The sequence below is a fragment of the Streptomyces sp. NPDC002911 genome (assembly GCF_053591835.1).
In genome coordinates this window covers 1-21,165 of the sequence record NZ_JBSFUO010000029.1, presented here as the reverse complement: position 1 = coordinate 21,165, position 21,165 = coordinate 1, and the positions used below count along the sequence as shown (strand labels likewise).

15 protein-coding genes and 2 pseudogenes are annotated in these 21,165 nt (G+C 69.9%); 3 read left to right on the top strand and 14 right to left on the bottom strand.

All coding sequences use genetic code 11. The features are described 5' to 3' along the window. Positions 1–4: 4 nt before the first annotated feature. From ACWD04_RS28535 to ACWD04_RS28520, 4 genes are all read right to left on the bottom strand, one after another. Positions 5–985, bottom strand: coding sequence for an ABC transporter permease (locus ACWD04_RS28535; protein WP_451136613.1), 981 nt, complete (start codon positions 983–985; stop codon positions 5–7). Beyond that, complete coding sequence (locus ACWD04_RS28530; protein ID WP_451136612.1) at positions 982–2,037, bottom strand: ABC transporter ATP-binding protein; 1,056 nt, start codon at positions 2,035–2,037, stop codon at positions 982–984. Before ACWD04_RS28530 ends, ACWD04_RS28535 begins: the two co-directional genes overlap by 4 nt. A gap of 19 nt (positions 2,038–2,056) precedes the next feature. After that, entirely contained in the window at positions 2,057–3,733 is a 1,677-nt protein-coding gene (locus ACWD04_RS28525; protein ID WP_451136611.1) for an ABC transporter substrate-binding protein, read from the bottom strand. A gap of 129 nt (positions 3,734–3,862) precedes the next feature. Further along, positions 3,863–4,837: a LacI family DNA-binding transcriptional regulator gene (locus ACWD04_RS28520; RefSeq protein ID WP_451136610.1), complete on the bottom strand. Its 975-nt coding sequence runs from the start codon at positions 4,835–4,837 to the stop codon at positions 3,863–3,865. A 280-nt stretch (positions 4,838–5,117) separates the two neighbouring features. On the opposite strand from ACWD04_RS28520, the gene ACWD04_RS28515 reads away from it, so the two are divergent. Beyond that, complete coding sequence (locus ACWD04_RS28515; RefSeq protein WP_451136609.1) at positions 5,118–6,986, top strand: ricin-type beta-trefoil lectin domain protein; 1,869 nt, start codon at positions 5,118–5,120, stop codon at positions 6,984–6,986. A 7-nt stretch (positions 6,987–6,993) separates the two neighbouring features. On the opposite strand, the gene cimA is transcribed toward ACWD04_RS28515, so the two are convergent. The 6 genes and pseudogenes from cimA to ACWD04_RS28485 form a co-directional block, all read right to left on the bottom strand. Further along, a complete protein-coding gene (gene cimA, locus ACWD04_RS28510; protein WP_451136608.1) occupies positions 6,994–8,601 on the bottom strand; it encodes a citramalate synthase in 1,608 nt (535 codons plus the stop codon). A 308-nt stretch (positions 8,602–8,909) separates the two neighbouring features. Next, positions 8,910–8,987: pseudogene (locus ACWD04_RS28505) on the bottom strand (transcriptional regulator); the annotation flags it as partial. Positions 8,988–9,088: 101 nt separating this feature from the next. Further along, a complete protein-coding gene (locus tag ACWD04_RS28500) occupies positions 9,089–10,192 on the bottom strand; it encodes a branched-chain amino acid aminotransferase (protein WP_451136607.1) in 1,104 nt (367 codons plus the stop codon). A 293-nt stretch (positions 10,193–10,485) separates the two neighbouring features. Further along, on the bottom strand, positions 10,486–11,529 hold the full coding sequence (locus ACWD04_RS28495; RefSeq protein WP_451136606.1) for a 3-isopropylmalate dehydrogenase: 1,044 nt from the start codon (positions 11,527–11,529) through the stop codon (positions 10,486–10,488). A 98-nt stretch (positions 11,530–11,627) separates the two neighbouring features. After that, complete coding sequence (locus tag ACWD04_RS28490; protein ID WP_451136605.1) at positions 11,628–11,756, bottom strand: hypothetical protein; 129 nt, start codon at positions 11,754–11,756, stop codon at positions 11,628–11,630. Between the two features lie 240 nt (positions 11,757–11,996). After that, entirely contained in the window at positions 11,997–12,638 is a 642-nt protein-coding gene (locus tag ACWD04_RS28485; protein ID WP_451136604.1) for a TetR/AcrR family transcriptional regulator, read from the bottom strand. 118 nt (positions 12,639–12,756) lie between these two features. On the opposite strand from ACWD04_RS28485, the gene ACWD04_RS28480 reads away from it, so the two are divergent. Then, positions 12,757–15,048 carry an exo-beta-d-1,3/1,6-glucosidase gene (locus ACWD04_RS28480; protein WP_451136603.1) on the top strand — a complete coding sequence of 764 codons (2,292 nt, stop codon included), beginning with the start codon at positions 12,757–12,759 and terminating at the stop codon, positions 15,046–15,048. Positions 15,049–15,162: 114 nt separating this feature from the next. On the opposite strand, the gene pruA is transcribed toward ACWD04_RS28480, so the two are convergent. Together pruA and ACWD04_RS28470 are read right to left on the bottom strand one after the other, a co-directional pair. Further along, positions 15,163–16,794 (bottom strand): L-glutamate gamma-semialdehyde dehydrogenase, encoded by a 1,632-nt coding sequence (gene pruA / locus ACWD04_RS28475; RefSeq protein ID WP_451136602.1) that lies wholly within the window; start codon positions 16,792–16,794, stop codon positions 15,163–15,165. Between the two features lie 45 nt (positions 16,795–16,839). Continuing rightward, on the bottom strand, positions 16,840–17,766 hold the full coding sequence (locus tag ACWD04_RS28470) for a proline dehydrogenase family protein (RefSeq protein ID WP_451136601.1): 927 nt from the start codon (positions 17,764–17,766) through the stop codon (positions 16,840–16,842). 177 nt (positions 17,767–17,943) lie between these two features. Here ACWD04_RS28470 and ACWD04_RS28465 point away from each other — a divergent pair, with 177 nt between their 5' ends. After that, the gene (locus tag ACWD04_RS28465) at positions 17,944–19,083 is read left to right on the top strand and encodes a PucR family transcriptional regulator (protein WP_451136600.1); all 1,140 of its coding nucleotides are present in this window, start codon (positions 17,944–17,946) and stop codon (positions 19,081–19,083) included. A gap of 88 nt (positions 19,084–19,171) precedes the next feature. On the opposite strand, the gene serA is transcribed toward ACWD04_RS28465, so the two are convergent. Both serA and ACWD04_RS28455 read right to left on the bottom strand, forming a co-directional pair. Then, entirely contained in the window at positions 19,172–20,764 is a 1,593-nt protein-coding gene (serA, locus tag ACWD04_RS28460) for a phosphoglycerate dehydrogenase (RefSeq protein WP_451136599.1), read from the bottom strand. 296 nt (positions 20,765–21,060) lie between these two features. Then, positions 21,061–21,165 (bottom strand): annotated as a pseudogene (locus ACWD04_RS28455) (ketol-acid reductoisomerase); the annotation flags it as partial.

Sequence of the window (21,165 nt, the reverse complement as noted above, 5' to 3'; positions counted from 1 at the left end):
ATCGTCATGCCTCCTTGCGGGTGCGCGGGTCGAGGAGGGCGTAGGCCATGTCGGCCAGCAGGTTCGCGGCGAGCACGGAGAGCGTGATGATCAGGAAGACGCCCTGCATCAGCGGGTAGTCCTTGGCTCCGACGGCCTGGAACAGCTGGAAGCCGATGCCCGGGTAGGAGAAGACCATCTCGACCAGCAGGGTGCCGCCGACGATGAAGCCCAGCGAGAGGGCGAAGCCCGAGATGTTGGGCAGAACCGCGTTGCGTGCGGCGTAGGAGAACATCACGCGCCGCTCGGACAGCCCCTTGGCCTGCGCCACCATGACGTAGTCCTCGGAGGAGACGGTCACCATCATGTTGCGCATGCCGAGGATCCAGCCGGCGATGGCGCTCAGCACGATCGTCACCCCGGGGAGCACCCCGTGGTAGAGCGCGCTGGAGATGAACGGCCAGTCGAAGGCCGGGACCAGGGAGTTGTCGTACCCTCCGGCGGCCGGGAAGATCTGCCACTTCACCGCGAACAGCGCGATGGCGATGAGGCCGAGCCAGAAGTACGGGATGGCGGAGATGAAGGTGGTCACGGGCAGCAGCCCGTCCAGCCAGGAGCCGCGCCGCCAGCCGCTGTAGACGCCGATGCCGGTGCCGAGCAGGAAGCTGATCAGAGTGGTGATGCCGACCAGCGCGAGCGTCCAGGGCAGTGACTGGGAGATCACCTCGCTGACCGGGGTCGGGAAGAAGGTGAAGGACAGGCCGAGGTCGCCGTCGAACAGGTGGGACCAGTAGTCGGTGTACTGCGACCAGATGGACTGGTTCTCGTCGAGCCCGAACAGCGCCTTCAGGGAGGCGATGGCGCTGGTGTCGAGCTGTCCCTGGTACCGGCTCATCAGAGCCTCCACCGGGTCGCCCGGCATCAGGCGCGGGAGCAGGAAGTTGATGGTGATGGCTGCCCACGCGGTGACCGCGTAGAAGGCCAGCCGCTGGAGGATGTACTTCACTTCGCTGCTCCCTCGGCGGTGGTGCCGTCGTACAGCCAGCAGGCGGCCCACTGTCCGTCCGCCAGGTCGAAGCGCGGCGGCAGTTCGGTACGGCAGCGCTCCATGGCCTTCGGGCAGCGGGGGTGGAAGCGGCAGCCGTCCGGCGGGGCGATCAGTGAGGGCGGCTCGCCGCTTCCGGTCTCTTCCTGCGCCTCTTCGTCCGCCACCCGGTCGGGGTCCGGCGCGGAGGCGATCAGCAGCTGGGTGTAGGGGTGCGCGGGGTGCTGGGTGACGGTCTCGCTGTCACCGCCCTCGACGATCCGGCCCGCGTACATCACCAGGGTCGTGTCCGCGAAGTAGCGGGCGGACGCGATGTCGTGGGTGATGTAGAGGATCGCGAGGTGCAGACGCTCCTTGAGGTCGCGCAGCAGGTTGAGGACGCCGAGCCGGATCGACACGTCCAGCATCGACACCGGCTCGTCGGCCAGCAGCACCTGAGGGTCGGCGCCGAGCGCGCGCGCTATCGCGACGCGCTGGCGCTGCCCTCCCGACAGCTCGTGCGGGAACTTGTCCAGGAACTGATGAGGAGGAGTCAGCTGGACACGTTCGAGCAGAGCGGCCAGGTTCTTCTCCAGGTCCGCTTCCCCGTTCCCCGCCCGGTCGTGGATCTTGAGTGCCCGGGTCAGGTGGTAGCGCACGGTGTGCACCGGGTTGAGCGAGGCGAACGGGTCCTGGAAGATCAGCTGGACCTGCTTGACGTATCTGCGGAAGGACCGGCCACGCCCGGCCTTCACCGCCGTGCCGCCCAGGTGTATCTCCCCCGCGGTGAGCGGGTACAGCTGGGCGAGCAGCCGTGCGACGGTGGACTTTCCGGAGCCCGACTCCCCCACCAGGGCCGTGACGGTGCCGCGCCGGAGCTTCAGCGAGACGTCGTCGACGGCGTGGACGGTGCGGCGTCTGCGGGCGACGAGGTCACCGGCGGTGCGCCGTACGGGAAAGTGCTTGGTGACTCCGCGTGCTTCGAGCACCACGTCGTTCGCGGTGCGCACGTCTGCGGACTGTTCGGTGGTCATGGCCGGTTCGTCCCCGTACTTACTTGGCGGGCTTGAGGTTCAGCACGACTTCCAGCACGTCGGGCTGGGTGTGCTGCGGGGCTGCGTACGGGTCCTTCTCGGTGGGCCAGCCCACCCAGTTCCTGGTGGAGTACTCGGCACCGATGGGGGCCGCGGCCGTGGGGATGACGGGCGCCTGCTCGACCATGATCTTCTGTAGCGTGTTCATCGCCCTGGTGCGCGTGGTGTCGTCGGTGGCGTTGGCGTACTCCTTCAGCGCCGCGGTGGCCTCGGGGCTCTTGAAGCGGCCGAAGTTGCCCAGCTGGGAGCTCTTTCCGATGGGCTGGAGGATGGCCCCGTCCATGATGTTCTGGTACATGTCGTACGGCGTGGCACCGCTGTTGGTCCAGTGCAGGGTGGCGTCGAAGTTGCCGGTGGCGACGTCGTTGCCCCACGCCTCGGCGGTCTGCGTCTTGACCTTGGCCTCGATACCGAGCTGCTTGATGTTGTCCTTGATGATGGACAGCCCGGTGATGTAGTCGTTCCAGCCGGCCGGGTCGGTGAAGGTCAGCTCCACCGGCTTGCCGCTCGGGTCCTTCAGGACACCGCCGCTCAGGTCGAAGCCTGCCTCGTCGAGGATCTTCTTGGCTCCGGCCACGTCGGGCGCCGTGGTGGCGTTCTTGTACTCCGGGGCGAGGAACGACTCTCCGGCGGGCAGCGGGATGCCGGTCGGGTTGCTGATCTCCGGGTAGAGGGTCGCCTGGGCCTGCACGTGGATCGCCTTGCGGTCGACGACCATGGCCATCGCCTTGCGCAGGGCCGGGTTGTCGAACGGCTTGCGGGCGGTGTTGAACCACAGGCCGTGGATGCCGAGCCCGGAGGGGAACCAGAGCTTGTGGTTCTCGGGGTCCTTGGCGACGTACAGCTGCTTGTAGTTCGGCATGAAGACGAACGACCACTCGAGCTTGCCGTTCGCCAGGGCCGTGGTCGCGGCGCTGTTGTCGTTGTACGCGGTGTAGCGCAGCTCCTTGACCTTGGTCTCGCCCTTCCAGTAAGTGGGCGTGGCCGTCAGCGTCGTGGTCTGCGGGGTGAAGGTCTTCAGCTTGTACGGGCCGGAGCCGACCGGGGTGCGGTTGGGCCAGGTCTCCGGGTTCTCGACCTTCTCCCAGATGTGCTTGGGCACGACGTACGTCGTAATGATCTTGTTCTGGTTGACGAACTGCGATTCCCTGAAGGTCAGGACCACCTTCTCACCCTCGACCGCGATGCCGTCGTAGGGGATGCCGTTGCCGTTGAGCGCCGGGTGCTTCTTCAGCAGTTCGAAGGTGAAGGCGACGTCGGCCGCGGTCAGCGGCTTGCCGTCGGCCCACTCGGCCCGCTTGTCGAGCGTGAAGGTGAGCTCGGTGAAGTTGGACTGCCAGTCCCACGCGGTCGCCAGCCACGGGTCCGCCTCGTCGGTGGGGCGGATCTGGTTGGTCATCGCCAGCGGCTCGTAGATCATGTGCCGGTAGCCGAGGGTGGCGCTCGCCGAGGTGGCGAGGAACGGGTTGCTGTTGTTCGTCTGCGGCCCGTCCGGCTTGCCGAGGGTCAGCACGCCGGAGGCGCCGGCGCCCCCCTTGTCGGCGCCGGAGTTGGCGGACGAGCAGCCGGCGGCGAGCGCGACCACGGCGGTGGCTGCTGAGAGCGCTCTCAGAGAGTGACGACGGCGTACGGACATGGCGACTCCAGGAGGACTGCGGGTCTGGGAGATCCGGGGCATGGGCAGGGCGCTCGACGCGCCTGGTGCGGGTGAGGCGGGTGCGGCTGGTTCGGGGATGCGGACGGGTGACCGGCGGGGCCGGGTCCGTTACGGCGCCGAGTGGCGCACGACCAGTTCGGTGGGCAGCACGACCGGGCCGTCCGGTACCGCGGTGCCGCCGAGACGGGAGAGCAGCAGACGGGCCGCGGCCTCGCCCATCTGCCGGGCGGGCTGGCGCACGGTGGTCAGCGGCGGTTCGGTGTGTTCGGCCATCGGGATGTCGTCGAAGCCGACCACCGCGATGTCGTCGGGTACACGGCGGCCGGCCGCCCTCAGGGCCCGCAGGACCCCGGCCGCGCTGATGTCGTTGTGCGCGAAGACGGAGTCGAACCGGGTGCCCGCCGCCAGGAGTTCCTCCACGGCGAGACGGCCACCGCGCTCGGTGAAGTCCCCGTCCACGACCAGCTCGGTGGGCAGGACCGAACGGAAGCCCGCGAGCCGGTCACGTACGCAGCCGAAGTGCTCCGGGCCGGTGACGACCAGGGGTCCGGTGCGTCCGGCGGTCCGCAGATGACGGGCGGCGGACGCGCCTCCCTCGTGATTGGTGGTCACGACGGAGGGGAATTCCGGGTGGTGGCCCCTGTCGTCGATCAGGACGATCGGCAGACCGGACCGGTGCAGAGCGGTGAGCTGGTCGAGCGTGTTCTCCGGCTCGACGACGACGAGCCCGTCGAAGGCACGCGCCGACACCTGGGTGGTGAAGCGCTCGACGGACTCGGCGCCCCGGTTGCAGGTGAAGAGCAGCAGCCCGTAATCGGCCGCCTCGACGGTGTCGACGACCCCTTGGAGCACCTCGCCCATCCACGGCCAGGTGAGTGAGGGGACCAGCATGCCGACCGTCCGGCTGCTGCCACGGGCCAGTCCGACGGCGCCCGAGCTGGGTACGTAGCCGAGGACTGCGATCACTTCACGAACACGGGCGGCCGTCGAACCGTCCACTTCACCCTTGCGGTTGATGACCCGTGACACGGTCGTCTTGCTGACGCCGGCCTCGCGGGCGACATCGGCGATGGTGACACGCAACGGGGCCTCCAGGGACAAGGCGGGGCAGGGGGTGGGGCGGAGCTTCGGTACCGGTTCCGGAACCGGTACCGGCGTTGCGGCTGGAGTTAACCGCGCCGGAACAGGAGCGTCAATACTTCACGCCGAGATTGGTCCACCCCCATGCCCGAAGCGGGTCCGGGAGACCTTTCGTTCACCTCTTGAACGTAACAACCTCTTGACGCGGACACGTAATAACCAGTTCACTCACGCTCGTTCGACGGAATTTCCCCCACGCCCCTGCCGAGAAAGGCAGCAGCCCATGAATCGGACAAGCAGAGCGGCGAGAGTCCTCGTCGCGACGATGCTCGCGACCGCGGGACTGACCGGGCTCTCCTCCGGCACCGCACAGGCCGCCGGCGAGACCGTGAACATCGCGCTGACCACGACGGACGACTCCGGCGGCCGCCATGTCACCCGCGGCCTCCAGGCGCAGACGCCGATCGCCTTCGGCGCCGGCAACGGTGGCCCCGGCACGAACATCACCGTCGACGAGAACACCCGCTACCAGACCTTCACCGGCGGCGGCGCCTCGTTCACGGACACGGCGGCCTGGCTGATGAAGGGCAGCGGCGCCCTCAGCCAGGCCACCCGCGACGCGACGATGAAAAAGCTCTTCTCGCCCACGGAGGGCATCGGGCTGTCGTTCGTACGCAATCCGATGGGCGGGTCCGACCTGGCTCGTTTCGGCTACACCTACGACGACATGCCGGCCGGCCGGACGGACCCGGATCTCGCCGACTTCTCGATCGCACACGATCTGCAGGACGTGCTGCCGCTCACCGAGCAGGCCAAGCAGCTCAATCCGGCGCTGACGACGGTCGCCTCCCCGTGGACGGCGCCGGCCTGGATGAAGGACAACGGACAGCTCAACGGTGGCTGGCTGAAGGCCGAGAACTACGGCGTCTACGCGGACTACTTCGTGAAGTACCTCCAGGCGTGGAAGGCCCAGGGCGTCCCGGTCGACTACGTCACCGCGCAGAACGAGCCGACCTGCTGCTCCGGCTACCCCTCCATGAGCTGGAACGGCTCGGGTCTCGCCTACTTCACCAAGAGCGAGCTGCTGCCCGGACTCCAGTCGGCCGGCCTCTCCACCAAGGTGCTCGCGCACGACTGGAACTGGGACAGCTACGACGCGTACGCGGCCCCGACCGTCGACGACCCGGCGGTGCGCAGCCACCCGAACTTCGGCGGCGTCGCCTGGCACGGCTACGGCGGTGACATAGCGAAGCAGACCGCCGTGCACAACCAGTACCCGCAGCTGGACGCCTTTCAGACCGAGCACTCGGGCGGCACCTGGATCGGCGACCAGCAGCGCGAGGACATGCTGAACATCATCGACTACACCCGCAACTGGGCGAAGTCGGTGACCAAGTGGTCGCTGGCCGTCGACCAGAACCGGGGCCCGCACAACGGCGGCTGCGGTACCTGCGACGGCCTGATCACCGTGCACAACGGGGACAGCAGGCACGGTCAGGTCGACTACACCATCGAGTACTACACGATGGGCCACCTGACGAAGTACGTCCGGCCGGGCGCCGCCCGGATCGCCTCCACCGGCAGCTCGGCCGTGCCCAACGTGGCCTGGCGCAACCCGGACGGCTCGAAGGCGCTGATCGCGTACAACGGTTCGTCCTCCGCCCAGCAGGTCACCGTCAACTGGGGCGGGCAGAAGTTCACCTACTCCCTGCCCGGCCGTACCTCGGCGACGTTCACCTGGTCGGGGACCCAGTCGGGCTCCCAGGGCAGCAGCGGTGCCCTGACCGGCCTCGGCGGAAAGTGCCTGGACGCCACGGGCAACACCGGCACCGACGGCACCCCCGTCCAGATCTGGGACTGCACCGGCGCGGCCAACCAGCGCTGGACGGTCGGCGCGGACGGCTCCGTCAAGGTGCTGGGCGCCTGCCTGGACGTCACATCGGGCTCGACGGCCGACGGGGCGAAGGTCCAGCTGTACACCTGCAACGGCTCCGGCGCGCAACGCTGGACGTACGACTCCTCGACCGGAGACGTGGTCAACACGGCGGCCGACAAGTGCCTGGACGTGGCCGACCGGTCCACGGCGAACGGCGCCCGCGTGCAGATCTGGACCTGCACCGGAGCCGCCAACCAGAAGTGGCGGCTCCGGTGAGGGACTCCTAGTCGGTGGGCTCGACGCCCGCGCGCAGCAGACCGTAGGTGTACGCGTCCTCCAGCGCCTGCCAGGACGCGGCGATGACGTTCTCGGCCACGCCGACCGTCGCCCAGTCACCGGATCCGTCGCCCGTGGCGATCAGCACCCGGGTGGTGGATTCGGTGCCGGTGCGGCCTTCGAGGATGCGGACCTTGTAGTCGATCAGCTCCAGCTTGGCGAGCTGCGGGTAGATCCGCTCCAGGCCGACGCGCAGCGCCCGGTCCAGGGCGTTGACCGGGCCGTTGCCCTCGGCCGTGGCGACGATCCGCTCCCCCTTGGCCCAGAGCTTCACGGTCGCCTCGTTGGCGTGGGTGCCGTCGGGACGGTTCTCGACGATGGCCCGCCAGGACTCGGTGCGGAAGTATCGGCGGGGACGGCCCTCGACCTCGGCGCGCAGCAGCAGCTCGAAGGAGGCGTCGGCCGCCTCGTACGTGTAGCCCTTGAGCTCCCGCTCCTTGACCCGGTCGACGACCCGTTGGACGAGCGCGCGGTCATCTCCCAGGTCGATGCCGAGCTCCTTGCCCTTGAGCTCGATGGAGGCGCGGCCCGCCATGTCGGAGACGAGCATCCGCATGGTGTTGCCGACGAGTTCGGGGTCGATGTGCTGGTAGAGGTCCGGGTCGACCTTGATCGCGGAGGCGTGCAGTCCGGCCTTGTGGGCGAAGGCCGAGACACCGACGTACGGCTGATGGGTGGAGGGCGTGAGGTTGACGACCTCGGCGATGGCGTGGGAGATGCGGGTCATCTCGGCGAGCGCGCCCTCGTGCAGGACGGTCTTGCCGTACTTGAGTTCCAGCGCGGCGACGACCGGGAAGAGGTTGGCGTTCCCGACCCGCTCGCCGTAGCCGTTGGCCGTGCACTGCACATGAGTGGCGCCCGCGTCCACGGCGGCCAGGGTGTTGGCGACCGCGCAGCCCGTGTCGTCCTGGGCGTGGATGCCGAGCCGGGCGCCGGTGTCGGCGAGGACGGTGGAGACGACGGCCTGGACCTGGGCGGGAAGCATCCCGCCGTTGGTGTCGCAGAGGATGACCACATCGGCGCCGGCCTCGTGGGCGGTGCGTACGACCGACTTGGCGTACTCGGCGTCGGCACGGTACCCGTCGAAGAAGTGCTCGCAGTCGACGAAGACCCGGCGGCCCTGTTCCCGGAGGTGGGCGACGGTGTCGCGGACCATTTCCAGGTTCTCCTCCAGGGTGGTGCGCAGGGCGAGCTCCACGTGGCGGTCGTGGGACTTGGCGACCAGCGTGATCACCGGGGCGCCCGAGTCCAGGAGCGCCTGCACCTGCGGGTCCTCGGCGGCCTTGCCTCCTGCCCTGCGGGTGGCGCCGAAGGCGACGAGCTGGGCGTGCTGGAAGTCGATCTCCTGCTGGGCACGGGCGAAGAATTCGGTGTCGCGTGGGTTGGCTCCGGGCCAACCGCCCTCGATGAAGCCCACGCCGAAGTCGTCCAGATGCCGGGCAATGGTCAGCTTGTCCGCGACGGTCAGGTTGATGCCTTCGCGCTGCGCACCGTCGCGCAGGGTGGTGTCGAAGACGTGGAAGGTGTCGTCGGGGGCTGTGGCCTTGGTGGTCATGCTTCTGACTCCTGTCGGGTGAGCGGATCCGGACGAATCGGCTCCACTTGCCCCCATCCTCTCGCGTGCCTCGCTCCTGCCGTGGTGTGGGCCGGAAAACGAAAAAACCCCTCGCGGGTGCGAGAGGTCTGCGCGCGGGTCTGGGGCACGATGTCCGTTCCGTACGTGGTGATACGGGACGGTCACTGCGGACCGGCGCGCCTGCTGCCGATAATCATGGCGAACGAGGACACGCACGCAGTCTGGCACAGCGGCGCTCCCGGGCCCCGGCCCGTCTCAGGATGCGGGCGAGGACCTCGTCGCACTGCCCAGGCCTCCAGCCGGAGCGTCCGGTGCGGGTCGCGGTGGCCGTCGGGGACGTACGGCGCGACGTAGGCGCCGAGCCGAGGCCCTGAGCGGCGCTCGTACCTCGCGACACGAGACGACGAAGGCCGCGCCCCCTGGGAACCGCCGCGAGGGGCGCGGCCTTCTTGCGTACGACCGGTGACTAGCCGAGCTCGTGCATCCAGCCGTGGGTGTCCTCGGCGATGCCGCGCTGGATGTCCAGCAGGCGCTCGCGCAGCTTGAGGGTGACCTCGCCGGGGGTGCCGTCGCCCTGGGTCCACTCGCCGTCCGCGGACTTCACGGTGCCGACGGGCGTGATGACGGCGGCGGTGCCGCAGGCGAAGACCTCGGTGAGGGTGCCGTTCTCGGTGTCGGCGCGCCACTGATCGATGGAGACGCGGCCCTCCTCGGAGGCGTAACCGAGGTCACGGGCGACGGTGAGCAGGGAGTCGCGGGTGACGCCGGCGAGCAGCGACCCGGTGAGGGAGGGGGTGACGATCCGCCTGCCGCCGTCCTCCTGCTCGTACACGAAGTAGAGGTTCATGCCGCCGAGCTCCTCGACCCACTTGTGCTCGACTGCGTCGAGGTACGCGACCTGGTCGCAGCCCTGCGCCGCCGCCTCGGCCTGGGCGAGGAGGGAGGCGGCGTAGTTGCCGCCGGTCTTGGCGTCGCCCACACCGCCGGGAACGGCGCGCACCCGGTCCTGGGAGAGCCAGATCGAGACCGGCTTCACACCGCCGGGGAAGTAGGCGCCGGCGGGAGAGGCGATGACGAGGAAGAGGTACTCGTTGGCCGGCCGGACACCGAGGCCCACCTCTGCGGCGATCATGAAGGGGCGCAGATAGAGGGACTCCTCGCCGCCGTGCGCCGGGACCCAGGCCCGGTCCTGCTGGACCAGGACGTCACAGGCCTCGATGAAGGTCTCGACGGGCAGCTCCGGCATCGCGAGCCGGGCGGCGGACCGCTGGAAGCGTGCGGCGTTGGCCTCCGGACGGAAGGTGGCGACCGTGCCGTCGGGCTGCCGGTAGGCCTTGAGCCCCTCGAAGATCTCCTGCGCGTAGTGCAGCGTCATGTTGGCCGGGTCGAGCGACAGCGGACCGTACGGCACGAGCTGCGCGTCGTGCCAGCCGCGGCCCTCGGTCCAGCTGATCGTCACCATGTGGTCGGTGAAGTGCCGGCCGAATCCGGGGTTGGCCAGGGCCGCCTCGCGCTCCGCGTCGGACAGCGGGTGCGAGGAGGGCTTGAGCTCGATCGTGGGCGTCGTCATGAGTGCGTGTCCTTCACGGTCTTGTGTGTGATGGACCGCGCTCACGCCTTCTCCCGCCCGGAAGCGCCGGGCAGGTTGTAGGACGTCCGAGCTCTACGGCGAGCCGCGGTCCCGCGTTCGATTATCTCCCGGGGGCGGCTCTGCACGAAATGACTCGATTGCGGTGACGTTTCACGATGTCGCTCGCACGACGCGAAAACGCGGTCCAGGGGTCGATGGTGGCACCCGGAGACCGCGAGGTGAAGCCGCCGGGTGCGGTTGCGACCCGGCGGCTTCGAAGTGGAGACGTCGGGTCAGCTCGCTACACGTACCGCGAGCGCGTCACCGATCTCGTCGGTGGTGCGTGCGTTCTTTCCGTCACGCTCCGCGAGATCGGCGGAGACGGCCTCCTCGATGCGCACGGCCTCGGCCTCGTAGCCGAGGTGGCGCAGCAGGAGGGCGACGGAGAGGATCGTGGCCGTGGGGTCGGCCTTGCCCTGGCCCGCGATGTCGGGCGCGGTGCCGTGCACCGGCTCGAACATGGACGGGAAGGCGCCCGTCGGGTTGATGTTGCCCGAAGCGGCCAGGCCGATGCCGCCGGTCACCGCCGCGGCGAGGTCGGTGAGGATGTCACCGAAGAGGTTGTCGGTGACGATGACGTCGAAGCGCTCCGGCTGGGAGACGAAGAAGATCGTCGCGGCGTCGACGTGCAGATAGTCGGTGGTGACCTCGGGGAACTCGGTCGCGACCTTGTCGAAGGTGTTCTTCCACAGGCGGCCGGCGTACACGAGGACGTTGTTCTTGTGGACCAGCGTCAGCTTCTTGCGCGGGCGGGCGGCGGCACGCGCGAAGGCGTCACGCACGACACGCTCGACGCCGTAGGCGGTGTTGACACTGACCTCGGTGGCGACCTCGTGCTCCGTGCCCGTGCGCAGGGAACCGCCGTTGCCCGTGTACGGGCCCTCGGTTCCCTCGCGGACGACGACGAAATCGATCTCCGGCCGGCCGGCCAGCGGCGTGGCGGTGTTCGGGAAGAGCTTCGACGGCCGCAGGTTGATGAAGTGGTCGAACGCGAAACGCAGCTTCAGCAGCAGCCCGCGCTCCAGCACGCCCGAGGGCACGGACGGGTCCCCGATGGCACCGAGCAGGATGGCGTCGTGGCCCTTGAGGGCTTCCAGCTCCGCGTCGGGAAGGGTCTCACCGGTGCGGTGCCATCGCCGGGCGCCGAGGTCGTACTCCTTGGCCTCCAGCTTCACATCCTGCGGGAGGACAGCGTTGAGAACCTTGAGGCCCTGGGTGACGACCTCCTGGCCGATACCGTCGCCGGGGATCACTGCGAGATCGATGCTGCGAGACATGTGAGAACCCTAGCCCTCCGTCCCACCCCATGACATTCGACGTCCACGATACGGACGTCGCATGGCTCCGGATGACGGGCGCCGACAGAGGGATCCCCTCAGTGACCCGTCGACCCGCCGTTGTCCCGGCGGTCGAGAGCCCGCTGCAGGGCGGCGGCGGCGTTCTTGCGCTCCGACTCGGCGGGGCGGGAGGCGTGACGGACGCGGCGGACAGTGGTCTCGGTCATGAGGGATCGACTCCTTGAGATCGCGTGGATTGCGGGATCGGGACTTCGCGCGACGGATGTCGGGATCGCGTTGTCGAGATCGGGATTTCGAGGCGCCTGAAGGGGCGGGGAGCGGATGCCGCAGGGATTGCCTGCTTCGGCACGCTCACACACGCCGGTCGCCGGATCAGCGATTCGTTCGGCTCCCACAAAGTTAGGACAGCTCGGGCCACTTGTCTCTACAGATACTCGGACTTCCTACTATCTGAGACGGCCGCGTCGGCTGACCTCGTCGCGGCGGCCTCGGAGAGCCACGGTGAGCTGCGCCTCCATGTGTGCGCGCAGGACACCGGCCATGTCCGTGACGCAGTCGCTGAGCAGCCACTGCACCTGGAGCCCGTCCATCAGCGCGATCAGCTGCCGGCCCGCGGCGTCGGGGGCGATACCGGCCCGCAGCACACCCTCCAGCCGCGCCTGTTCGTAAGCGAGCTGCGCGCCCGCGACCGAGTTCTCGTAGCGGCGCACGAAATATCCGTGAGCCGGGTGATCGGCGGCCGTCGCCTCGGTGGAGACCACCGAGAACAGCTCGACGATCCCCCGCCGGGTGGAGTTCAGCTCGGCCAGCTCGACGAACCGCCGAAGCCGCCCGACGCCCGTGGTGCCGCCCAGCGAGAGCCACTCGTCGTCCACGTCGTCACGGTGCTCCAGGACCGCGAGCAGCAGCGCCTCCTTGGTCGGGAAGTGATGCAACAGGCCGGTGTGCGAGATACCGCACCGGGTCGCGATCACCCGCAGCGAAGCCCCCCGATAGCCGGCCTCACCGAACAGGGACATGGCCTGGCCCAGGATTTCGCGCCGCTTCGCGCGGCCCTTCGCGTAGCCGCGCCGCTCTTCGGCCGTCACTCGCCACTCTCCCGCACTTCGACGCACCGGATAGCCGTTCAACCCTCCGGAGATACTTACCAGGTGGTCGGTATCGACTCTATGGTGAGGGCGGAACCGTGTCGCGAAAGGACCCCTCGTGTCCCCCTCCCTGCCCTACCTCGACCCCGCGCTCCCCGTCGCCGAGCGGGTCGACGACCTCCTCGGCCGCATGACCCTGGCCGAGAAGACCGGCCAGATGCTCCAGCTGAACGCCAAGGACGGGGTACGTCACCTCATCGAGGACCTGCACGCGGGTTCGATCCTCCACGCCTCCCCCGAGCGCGTCCTGGAAGCGGCGGCGCTGACCGACCGGACCCGGCTGCGCATCCCGCTGCTGGTCGCGGAGGACTGCATCCACGGCCACTCCTTCTGGGAGGGCGCCACGATCTACCCCACGCAGCTCGGACTGGCCGCGACCTGGGACCCGGAGCTCGTGGAGCGCGTCGCCAGGGCCACCGCCGTCGAGGTCGCGGCGACAGGCGTCCACTGGACGTTCTCGCCGGTGCTCTGTATCACCCGTGACCTGCGCTGGGGCCGGGTCAGCGAGACCTTCGGCGAAGACCCCTTCCTGATCGGCGAGCTGGCCTCGGCGATGGTGCGCGGTTACCAGGGCGAGGGTCTGGGTGACCCGACGGCGGTCCTGGCGTGCGCCAAGCACTTCGCGGGCTACTCCGAGACACAGGGCGGCCGGGACGCGAGCGAGGCCGACCTCTCCCGGCGCAAGCTGCGCTCCTGGTTCCTGCCCCCGTTCGAGCGGGTCGCCCGTGAGGGCTGCCGTACGTTCATGCTCGGCTACCAGTCCATGGACGGGGTGCCGATCACGGTCAACGACTGGCTGCTGAACGAGGTGCTGCGCGGCGAGTGGGGCTACACCGGCACGCTGGTCACCGACTGGGACAACGTCGGCCGCATGGTGTGGGAGCAGAAGATCTACGCTGACCACACCCAGGCGGCCGCCGCGGCGGCCCAGGCGGGCAACGACGTGGTGATGACCACCCCGCAGTTCTTCGAGGGCGCGCAGCACGCGGTCGCCGAGGGCACCCTGGACGAGGCGGCGATCGACGCGGCGGTACGGCGCGTCCTGACCCTGAAGTTCGAGCTGGGCCTCTTCGAGGACCCCCGTCACCCCGACACCGCCCGGCAGGCCGCGGTCATCGGCAGCGCCGGGCACGCCGTGCTGAATCTGGAGGCCGCCCGCCGCTCGCTGGTCCTGCTCACCAACGACGGCACCCTGCCGCTGGCCGGCGGGTTCGTGCCGGGCCCGGACGGACGCGCCGTCGCCGGGGCGGGACAGGCTCCGCGCAGGGTCGCCGTGATCGGGCCCAACGCCGATGACGCGCAGACCCAGCTGGGCGACTGGGCGGGCTCCTCCGGCCAGGTGGACTGGCTGCCGGACGGCCACCCGCGCCCCATGATCCGCACCGTGCTCGACGGCTTCCGCGAACACGTCCCGGACGGCTGGGACGTCACCTACGCGCGAGGCGCCGAGATCCTCTCCGTGGGCCCCGACCCGGAGGGGGCGTTCTTCCCTGACGGACAGCCCCGCCCGGACGTCGTCGTCCCGGCGGAGCCCTCCGAGGCCCTGATCGGCGAGGCCGTCGCCGCGGCCGAGGCCGCCGACTACGTCGTCGCCGTGGTGGGTGACCGTATCGAGCTGGTGGGCGAGGGACGTTCGACCGCGACCCTGGAACTCGTCGGCGGCCAGGCCGCGTTGCTCGACGCGCTCGCCGCGACCGGCACGCCGCTCGTCGTCGTGGTCATCAGCTCGAAGCCGCTGGTGCTCCCGCCGTCCGCCCTCGCCGCGGCCGCGGTCCTGCACGCCTTCAACCCGGGCATGCAGGGCGGCCGGGCGGTGGCCGAGGTCCTGCTGGGCCTCGTCGAGCCGTCGGGGCGGCTGCCTGTCTCCTTCGCCCGGCACGCGGGGCAGCAGCCGACGTACTACAACCAGATCCGCGGCCAGCACGGCTCCCGGTACGCCGACCTCACCCAGCGTCCGGCCTTCGTGTTCGGCGAGGGCCTGAGCTACACGACCGTCGCGTACTCCGGCCTGGAGGTGCTCGAGGCGACCGTCGGGGAGAGCGACACGCTGAGGGCGCGCGTCACCGTCCGCAACACCGGCGCGCGGCCGGCCCTGGAGACCGTGCAGGCGTACATCAGCGACACCGTGACGTCCGTGACCTGGGCCGAGAAGGAGCTGAAGACCTACCGGCAGGTGACGCTCGCCCCGGGGGAGGAACGCGAGGTGCACCTGGAGCTGCCGGTCTCGGAGTGCACCCTCGTGGACGCGGCGGGCCGTCGGGTCGTCGAGCCCGGCGCCTTCGAGCTGCTGGTCGGCCCGTCCTCCGGCGACGACACCCTCCTGCGGGCCGGTTTCACCGTGAAGGGCTGAGGTCACGCGGGGGTGCCGGACCCCGGAGATGGAAACCGCCTCCCGGCAGGCGGGGGGAGCCGGCCGGGAGGCGGAGGGCGGGGCGGGGCGCCCGGTGCGGGCGCCCCGGGGGCGTCAGCCCTGGTGGGGGTAGATGTAGTCGGTCGGCGCGACCAGCGTCTCCTTGATGGCGCGGGTCAGCGTCCAGCGCTGCAGGTTCTGCGGGGCGCCCGCCTTGTCGTTGGTGCCGGAGCCACGGCCGCCGCCGAAGGGCTGCTGGCCGACGACGGCACCGGTCGACTTGTCGTTGATGTAGAAGTTGCCCGCCGCGTAGCGGAGCTTGTCCATCGTGTACGCGGCCGCCGCACGGTCGTTGGAGATGACCGCGCCGGTCAGCGCGTAGTCGGAGACCGACTCCATCTGCTCCAGCATCGCGTCGTACTTCTCGTCCTGGTAGACGTGCACGGCAAGGATCGGGCCGAAGTATTCGGTGGTGAAGACTTCGTTGGCCGGGTCGTCGCAGACGATGACGGTCGGACGGACGAAGTAGCCGACGGAGCCGTCGTACGTGCCGCCGGCGACGATCGTGCACGTCGGGTCGGCCTTGGCGCGGTCGATCGCCGCCTTGTTCTTCGCGAAGGAACGCTCGTCGATGACGGCGCCCATGAAGTGCGACAGGTCGGTGACGTCACCCATGGTGATGCCGTCGACCTCGGCCGCGAACTCCTCCCGGAACCCGGAGTTCCAGATGGAGGCCGGGATGTACGCACGGGAGGAGGCCGAGCACTTCTGGCCCTGGTACTCGAAGGAGCCGCGGGTCAGCGCGGTCTTCAGCACGGCGCGGTCGGCGCTGGGGTGTGCGACGACGAAGTCCTTGCCGCCGGTCTCGCCGACGAGCCGCGGGTAGGTGCGGTAGTTGGCGATGTTGTTGCCGACCGTCTTCCACAGGTGCTGGAAGGTGGGGGTCGAGCCGGTGAAGTGGACACCGGCCAGGTCGCGGTGGTTCAGAGCCACCTCGGAGACGGCGATGCCGTCGCCGGTGACCAGGTTGATGACGCCCTCGGGCAGTCCGGCCTCCTCCAGGAGCTGCATCAGCAGCACGGCCGCGTGGGTCTGCGTCGGGGACGGCTTCCACACCACGACGTTGCCCATGAGGGCGGGGGCGGTGGGCAGGTTGCCCGCGATGGCCGAGAAGTTGAACGGCGTGATCGCGTAGACGAAGCCCTCGAGCGGGCGGTGGTCCATGCGGTTCCACACGCCGGGAGAGTTCGCCGGCGGCTGCTCGGCGAGGATCTGGCGCGCGTAGTGCACGTTGAAGCGCCAGAAGTCGACGAGCTCACAGGGACAGTCGATCTCCGCCTGCTGTGCGGTCTTGCCCTGGCCGAGCATCGTGGAGGCGGCCAGCGTCTCGCGCCAGGGGCCGGAGAGCAGCTCGGCGGCGCGCAGGATGATCGCGGCGCGGTCGTCGAAGGACATCGCGCGCCAGGCCGGGGCGGCGGCGAGGGCCGCGTCGACCGCGTCCTGGGCGTCGGCCTCGGTGGCCGCGGCGGCGGTACCGATGACGGCCTTGTGGTTGTGCGGCTGCACGACGTCGAAGCGCGCGCCGCCACCCATCCGCTTCTCGCCGCCGATGGTCATCGGCAGGTCGATGGGGTTCTCGGCGAGCTCCTTGAGCTTCGCCTCCAGACGGGCTCGCTCGGCGGTGCCGGGGGCGTAGGAGTGGACCGGCTCGTTGACCGGCGCGGGGACCTGGGTGACAGCGTCCATGAGTGCCTTGTCTCCTTGGTTGAGGTGGGTGGTCGGCCGGGCAGGTCAGCCCTTGGTGACGACGGAGCGGGCGAAGAAGAGCAGGTTGGCCGGCTTCTCCGCGAGGCGGCGCATGAAGTATCCGTACCAGTCGGTGCCGTACGCCGTGTAGACGCGCATCCGGTGGCCCTCGGCCGCGAGCCGGACATGCTCCTCGCTGCGGATGCCGTACAGCATCTGGAACTCGTACTCATCCAGTTTGCGCCCGGCCTGGCGCGCGAGCTCCTGGCCGATCGCGATGAGACGGGGATCGTGGGACCCGATCATCGGGTAGCCCTCCCCCTGCATCAGCGTCTTCAGGATGCGGACGTACGCCTTGTCGATCTCCGGCTTGTTCTGGTAGGCGACGGAGGCGGGCTCCTTGTACGCGCCCTTCACCAGGCGGACCCGGCTGCCCGCGGCGGCGAGGCGGCGGGCGTCGGCCTCGGTACGGAACAGGTAGGACTGGATCACGCAGCCGGTCTGCGGGAAGTCCTTCCGCAGCTCCTCGTGGATGGCGAACATCGAGTCGAGGGTGGTGTGGTCCTCGGCGTCCAGCGTGACCGTGGTGCCGATCGCGGCGGCGGCCTCGACGACGGGACGGATGTTCGCGAGAGCCAGCTCGTGGCCGCCTTCCAGCGCCTGGCCGAACATCGAGAGCTTGACGGACATCTCGGCGCGCTCGCCGAGCCCCAGCTTCTCGAGGCGGCCGGCCAGCTCCAGGTAGGCGTCGCGGGCGGCGGCGGCCTGCCCGGGGGTGGTGATGTCCTCACCCACGACGTCGAGGGTGACATCGAGGCCCTTGGCGGCCGCGTCCTGGATGACCGGGACGACCTGGTCGACGCCCTCGCCCGCGATGAAGCGGCCGACGACCTGCTTGGTGCCCGGCGCGGCCGAGATGAAACGACGCATCTTGTCGCTGCGGGATGCGGCGAGAATCACGGGACCCAGCACGGGGCACCTCCACGGAGTACGAACGAGGCCGGACCGGGACGCGGATGAACGGACCGGGACGGCACGGAGAACCACTGTGAAATCTAGGGACCCCCGCAATCCCGTGCCATCGACAGCTGTCACGCATCCGTGTACTGGATCTCAGACATATGTCTGAAGGGGTGCGAGAATAACGGGGTGAAGGGCGATTACCAGGAGCTGGTCGACGAGATCTCCGCGCTGCTCAGCACCCCCGCGACCCTGGAGAACCGCGATTTCGGCCTGGTCGCCTTCGGGGCTCATGACAGCGACGACGACACGGCCATGGATCCCGTCCGTACGCGCTCGATCCTGACCCGGCGCTCCACGCCCGCCGTGCGCGCCTGGTTCGAGGGCTTCGGCATCACCCGTGCGACGGGCCCGGTCCGTATCCCGGCCGCCCCGGAGGCCGGGGTGTTCCGGGACCGCGTCTGCCTTCCGGTACGCCATCGGGGTGTCGTCCTGGGCTATGTGTGGCTGCTGGACGCGGACCCCGGACCGACGGAGGAACAGCTGACGGCGGCCATGGACGTGGCGGCCCGGATCGGCGCCCTGCTCGCCGACGAGGAGCGGGCCGGAGCGGACCTGTCACGGGAGTTCGGCGCGGTGCTCGTCGCCGGGCGCGGATGGCAGCGCGACATGGCGGTGGGCGCGCTGCGCGAGGCCCTCGGCACAGACGCGGACGGCCTGCACACCGTGGTGTGCGTGACCCCGTGGCCGGGCGAGACCCCTTCCGTGCGTACGGTGCCGTCGGCGGCGGCCCTCGCCGCGGTGCCCGGCGCCGGTGCCCAGGCCCTGGCCGCCCTGGTCCGGCTGCGCTCCCCCGAGGCGCTCGATCCGGCGACGACGGCCGCGGAGCGGTTGCGGGCCACCGCAGGTCCCGCCGCGACCGGCGGTCTCGCCGCCGCCCGCCGAGGTCTGGCGGAGCTGGCCGACTCCTGGCACGAGGCCCTGTCCGCCGCCCGTGCGGCCGCGGCGGAATCGCGCTTCGGCCCGGTCGCCGACTGGGCGGCCATCGGACCGTACCGACTGCTGGCCGCCCTGCCCCGCACCCCTGACACGGCGCCGGACCCGGCCGTCCGCCCCCTGCTGACCCCGGCCCACACGGAACTGGCCCGCACCGCCGAGGTGTTCCTCGACCGCGCGGGCCAGGCGAGCCGGACCGCCACCGAGCTGGGCATCCACCGCCAGACGCTCTACTACCGGCTCGCCCGGATCCAGCAGCTCACCGGCCTCGACCTGAACGACGGCGAGGACCGGCTGCTGCTGCACATGGCGCTGAAGCAGGCCCGGCTGTGAATCCCGGGCCGGCGGGACCTCGTACGACCGCGCCCGGCGGACAGAGCGAAATCTGTCCGCCGGGCGCGGTCGTCGTGTGTCTGCCTGGTCAGTCGGTGAGGTTCACCGAACGCGCCGAGGCGGCACCGATCTCCTCGGCGATCTCGGTGAGGACCGACTGCGGGATGGTGTCGTCGACGGTGAGGACGACCAGCGCCTCGCCGCCCGCGTCCTGCCGCGAGACCTGCATGCCGGCGATGTTCAGCCCGGCCTCGCCGAGGATCTTGCCGACCGCGCCGACGACGCCGGGACGGTCCTCGTAGCGCAGGACGACCATGTGGTCGGCCAGCGCCAGGTCGACGTCGTGCTCGCCGATCGCGACGATCTTCTGGAGGTGCTTGGGACCGGCCAGCGTGCCGGAGACCGCGACCTCCTCGCCGCTCGACAGCGTGCCCCGGACGGTCACCACGTTGCGGTGGTCCGGCGACTCGGAGCTGGTGGTGAGGCGGACCTCGACACCGCGCTCCTGCGCGAAGAGCGGGGCGTTGACATAGCTGACGGTCTCGTCGACGACGTCCTCGAAGACGCCCTTGAGCGCGGAGAGTTCGAGCACCTTCACGTCGTGCTGGGTGATCTCGCCGTAGACCTCGACGTCGAGACGGGCCGCGACCTCGCCCGCGAGCGCGGTGAAGATCCGGCCGAGCTTCTCGGCGAGCGGCAGGCCGGGGCGCACGTCCTCGGCGATGACGCCGCCCTGGACGTTGACCGCGTCGGGCACGAGCTCACCGGCAAGGGCCAGACGGACGGACGTGGCGACCGCGATGCCCGCCTTCTCCTGCGCCTCGTCGGTGGAGGCACCGAGGTGCGGGGTGCAGACGACCTGGTCGAACTGGAACAGCGGGGAGTCCGTGCAGGGCTCCTTGGTGTACACGTCCAGACCGGCGCCGGCGACCCGGCCCTCCTTGAGGGCGGAGGCGAGCGCCTCCTCGTCGACGATGCCGCCGCGCGCGGCGTTGACGATGCGCACGGAGGGCTTCACCTTGTGCAGCGCGTCGTCGCCGATGAGGCCGAGCGTCTCCGGGGTCTTGGGGAGGTGCACCGTGATGAAGTCGGAGACCTCGAGCAGCTCGTCCAGCGTGAGAAGCTTGACGCCCATCTGCGCGGCGCGCGCGGGCTGCACGTAGGGGTCGTACGCGACGATCTTCATGCCGAAGGCCGACATGCGCTGCGCGACCAGCACGCCGATACGGCCGAGGCCGACGACGCCGAGGGTCTTCTCGCTGAGCTCCACACCCGTGTACTTGGAGCGCTTCCACTCGCCGTTCTTCAGCGCGGTGTTGGCCTGCGGGATGTTGCGCGCGGTGGCGACGAGCAGACCACAGGCCAGCTCGGCGGCGGTGACGATGTTGGACGTCGGCGCGTTGACGACCATCACGCCGGCCTTGGTGGCCGAGGAGACGTCGACGTTGTCCAGACCGACGCCTGCGCGGGCGACGACCTTGAGCTGCTTCGCCGCGGCGATGGCCTCGGCATCGACCTTGGTGGCGGAGCGCACCAGGATCGCGTCGACGTCGGAGATCGCGGGGAGGAGTTCGGCGCGGTCCGCGCCGTTGCAATGCCGGATCTCGAAATCCGGGCCCAGAGCGTCAACCGTGGCGGGCGACAGCTCTTCGGCGATGAGTACGACAGGTTTCGAGCTCACGTGTGTCCTCACAAGTCCAGTGCGGACGGCCGTCCCGACGGCCGCAGGCGTGGAGGGGCTAGCCGCGTGGAAGACGCACGACACTGTGGGCCCTGACGCGTGTATGTGTTGAGAAGTGTAGTCATGCGGCCGGGCACGGACTGCGCCCCGGTGGAAGGATCACCCGCACGGGGTGGACGGCCTGCACAGACGTGCGGTCCGCCTTCCTGCCACCCGCCTTTCCCCGCAGTGACACGGGGTGTGAGGCCGGCCTGCGCCGGGGGGCAGGGCGTACGGACCTGCCCCCCGGCGAGAACTCAGGCGTCCTCGTTGTCGACCCAGCTCATGAGCTTGCGGAGCTCCTTGCCGGTGGTCTCCAGCAGGGACTCGCTGTCGGCCTTCTTGTACTCGTTGTACTTGGG

What these genes read in the sequence shown, in the direction of transcription:
- ACWD04_RS28515 (WP_451136609.1), top strand. Translation starts at nt 5,118, where the DNA reads ATGAATCGGACAAGCAGAGCGGCGAGAGTCCTCGTCGCGACGATGCTC.
- ACWD04_RS28525 (WP_451136611.1), bottom strand. Translation starts at nt 3,733, where the DNA reads ATGTCCGTACGCCGTCGTCACTCTCTGAGAGCGCTCTCAGCAGCCACC.
- ACWD04_RS28530 (WP_451136612.1), bottom strand. Translation starts at nt 2,037, where the DNA reads ATGACCACCGAACAGTCCGCAGACGTGCGCACCGCGAACGACGTGGTG.
- cimA (WP_451136608.1), bottom strand. Translation starts at nt 8,601, where the DNA reads ATGACCACCAAGGCCACAGCCCCCGACGACACCTTCCACGTCTTCGAC.
- ACWD04_RS28495 (WP_451136606.1), bottom strand. Translation starts at nt 11,529, where the DNA reads ATGTCTCGCAGCATCGATCTCGCAGTGATCCCCGGCGACGGTATCGGC.
- pruA (WP_451136602.1), bottom strand. Translation starts at nt 16,794, where the DNA reads ATGGACGCTGTCACCCAGGTCCCCGCGCCGGTCAACGAGCCGGTCCAC.
- ACWD04_RS28490 (WP_451136605.1), bottom strand. Translation starts at nt 11,756, where the DNA reads ATGACCGAGACCACTGTCCGCCGCGTCCGTCACGCCTCCCGCCCCGCC.
- ACWD04_RS28500 (WP_451136607.1), bottom strand. Translation starts at nt 10,192, where the DNA reads ATGACGACGCCCACGATCGAGCTCAAGCCCTCCTCGCACCCGCTGTCC.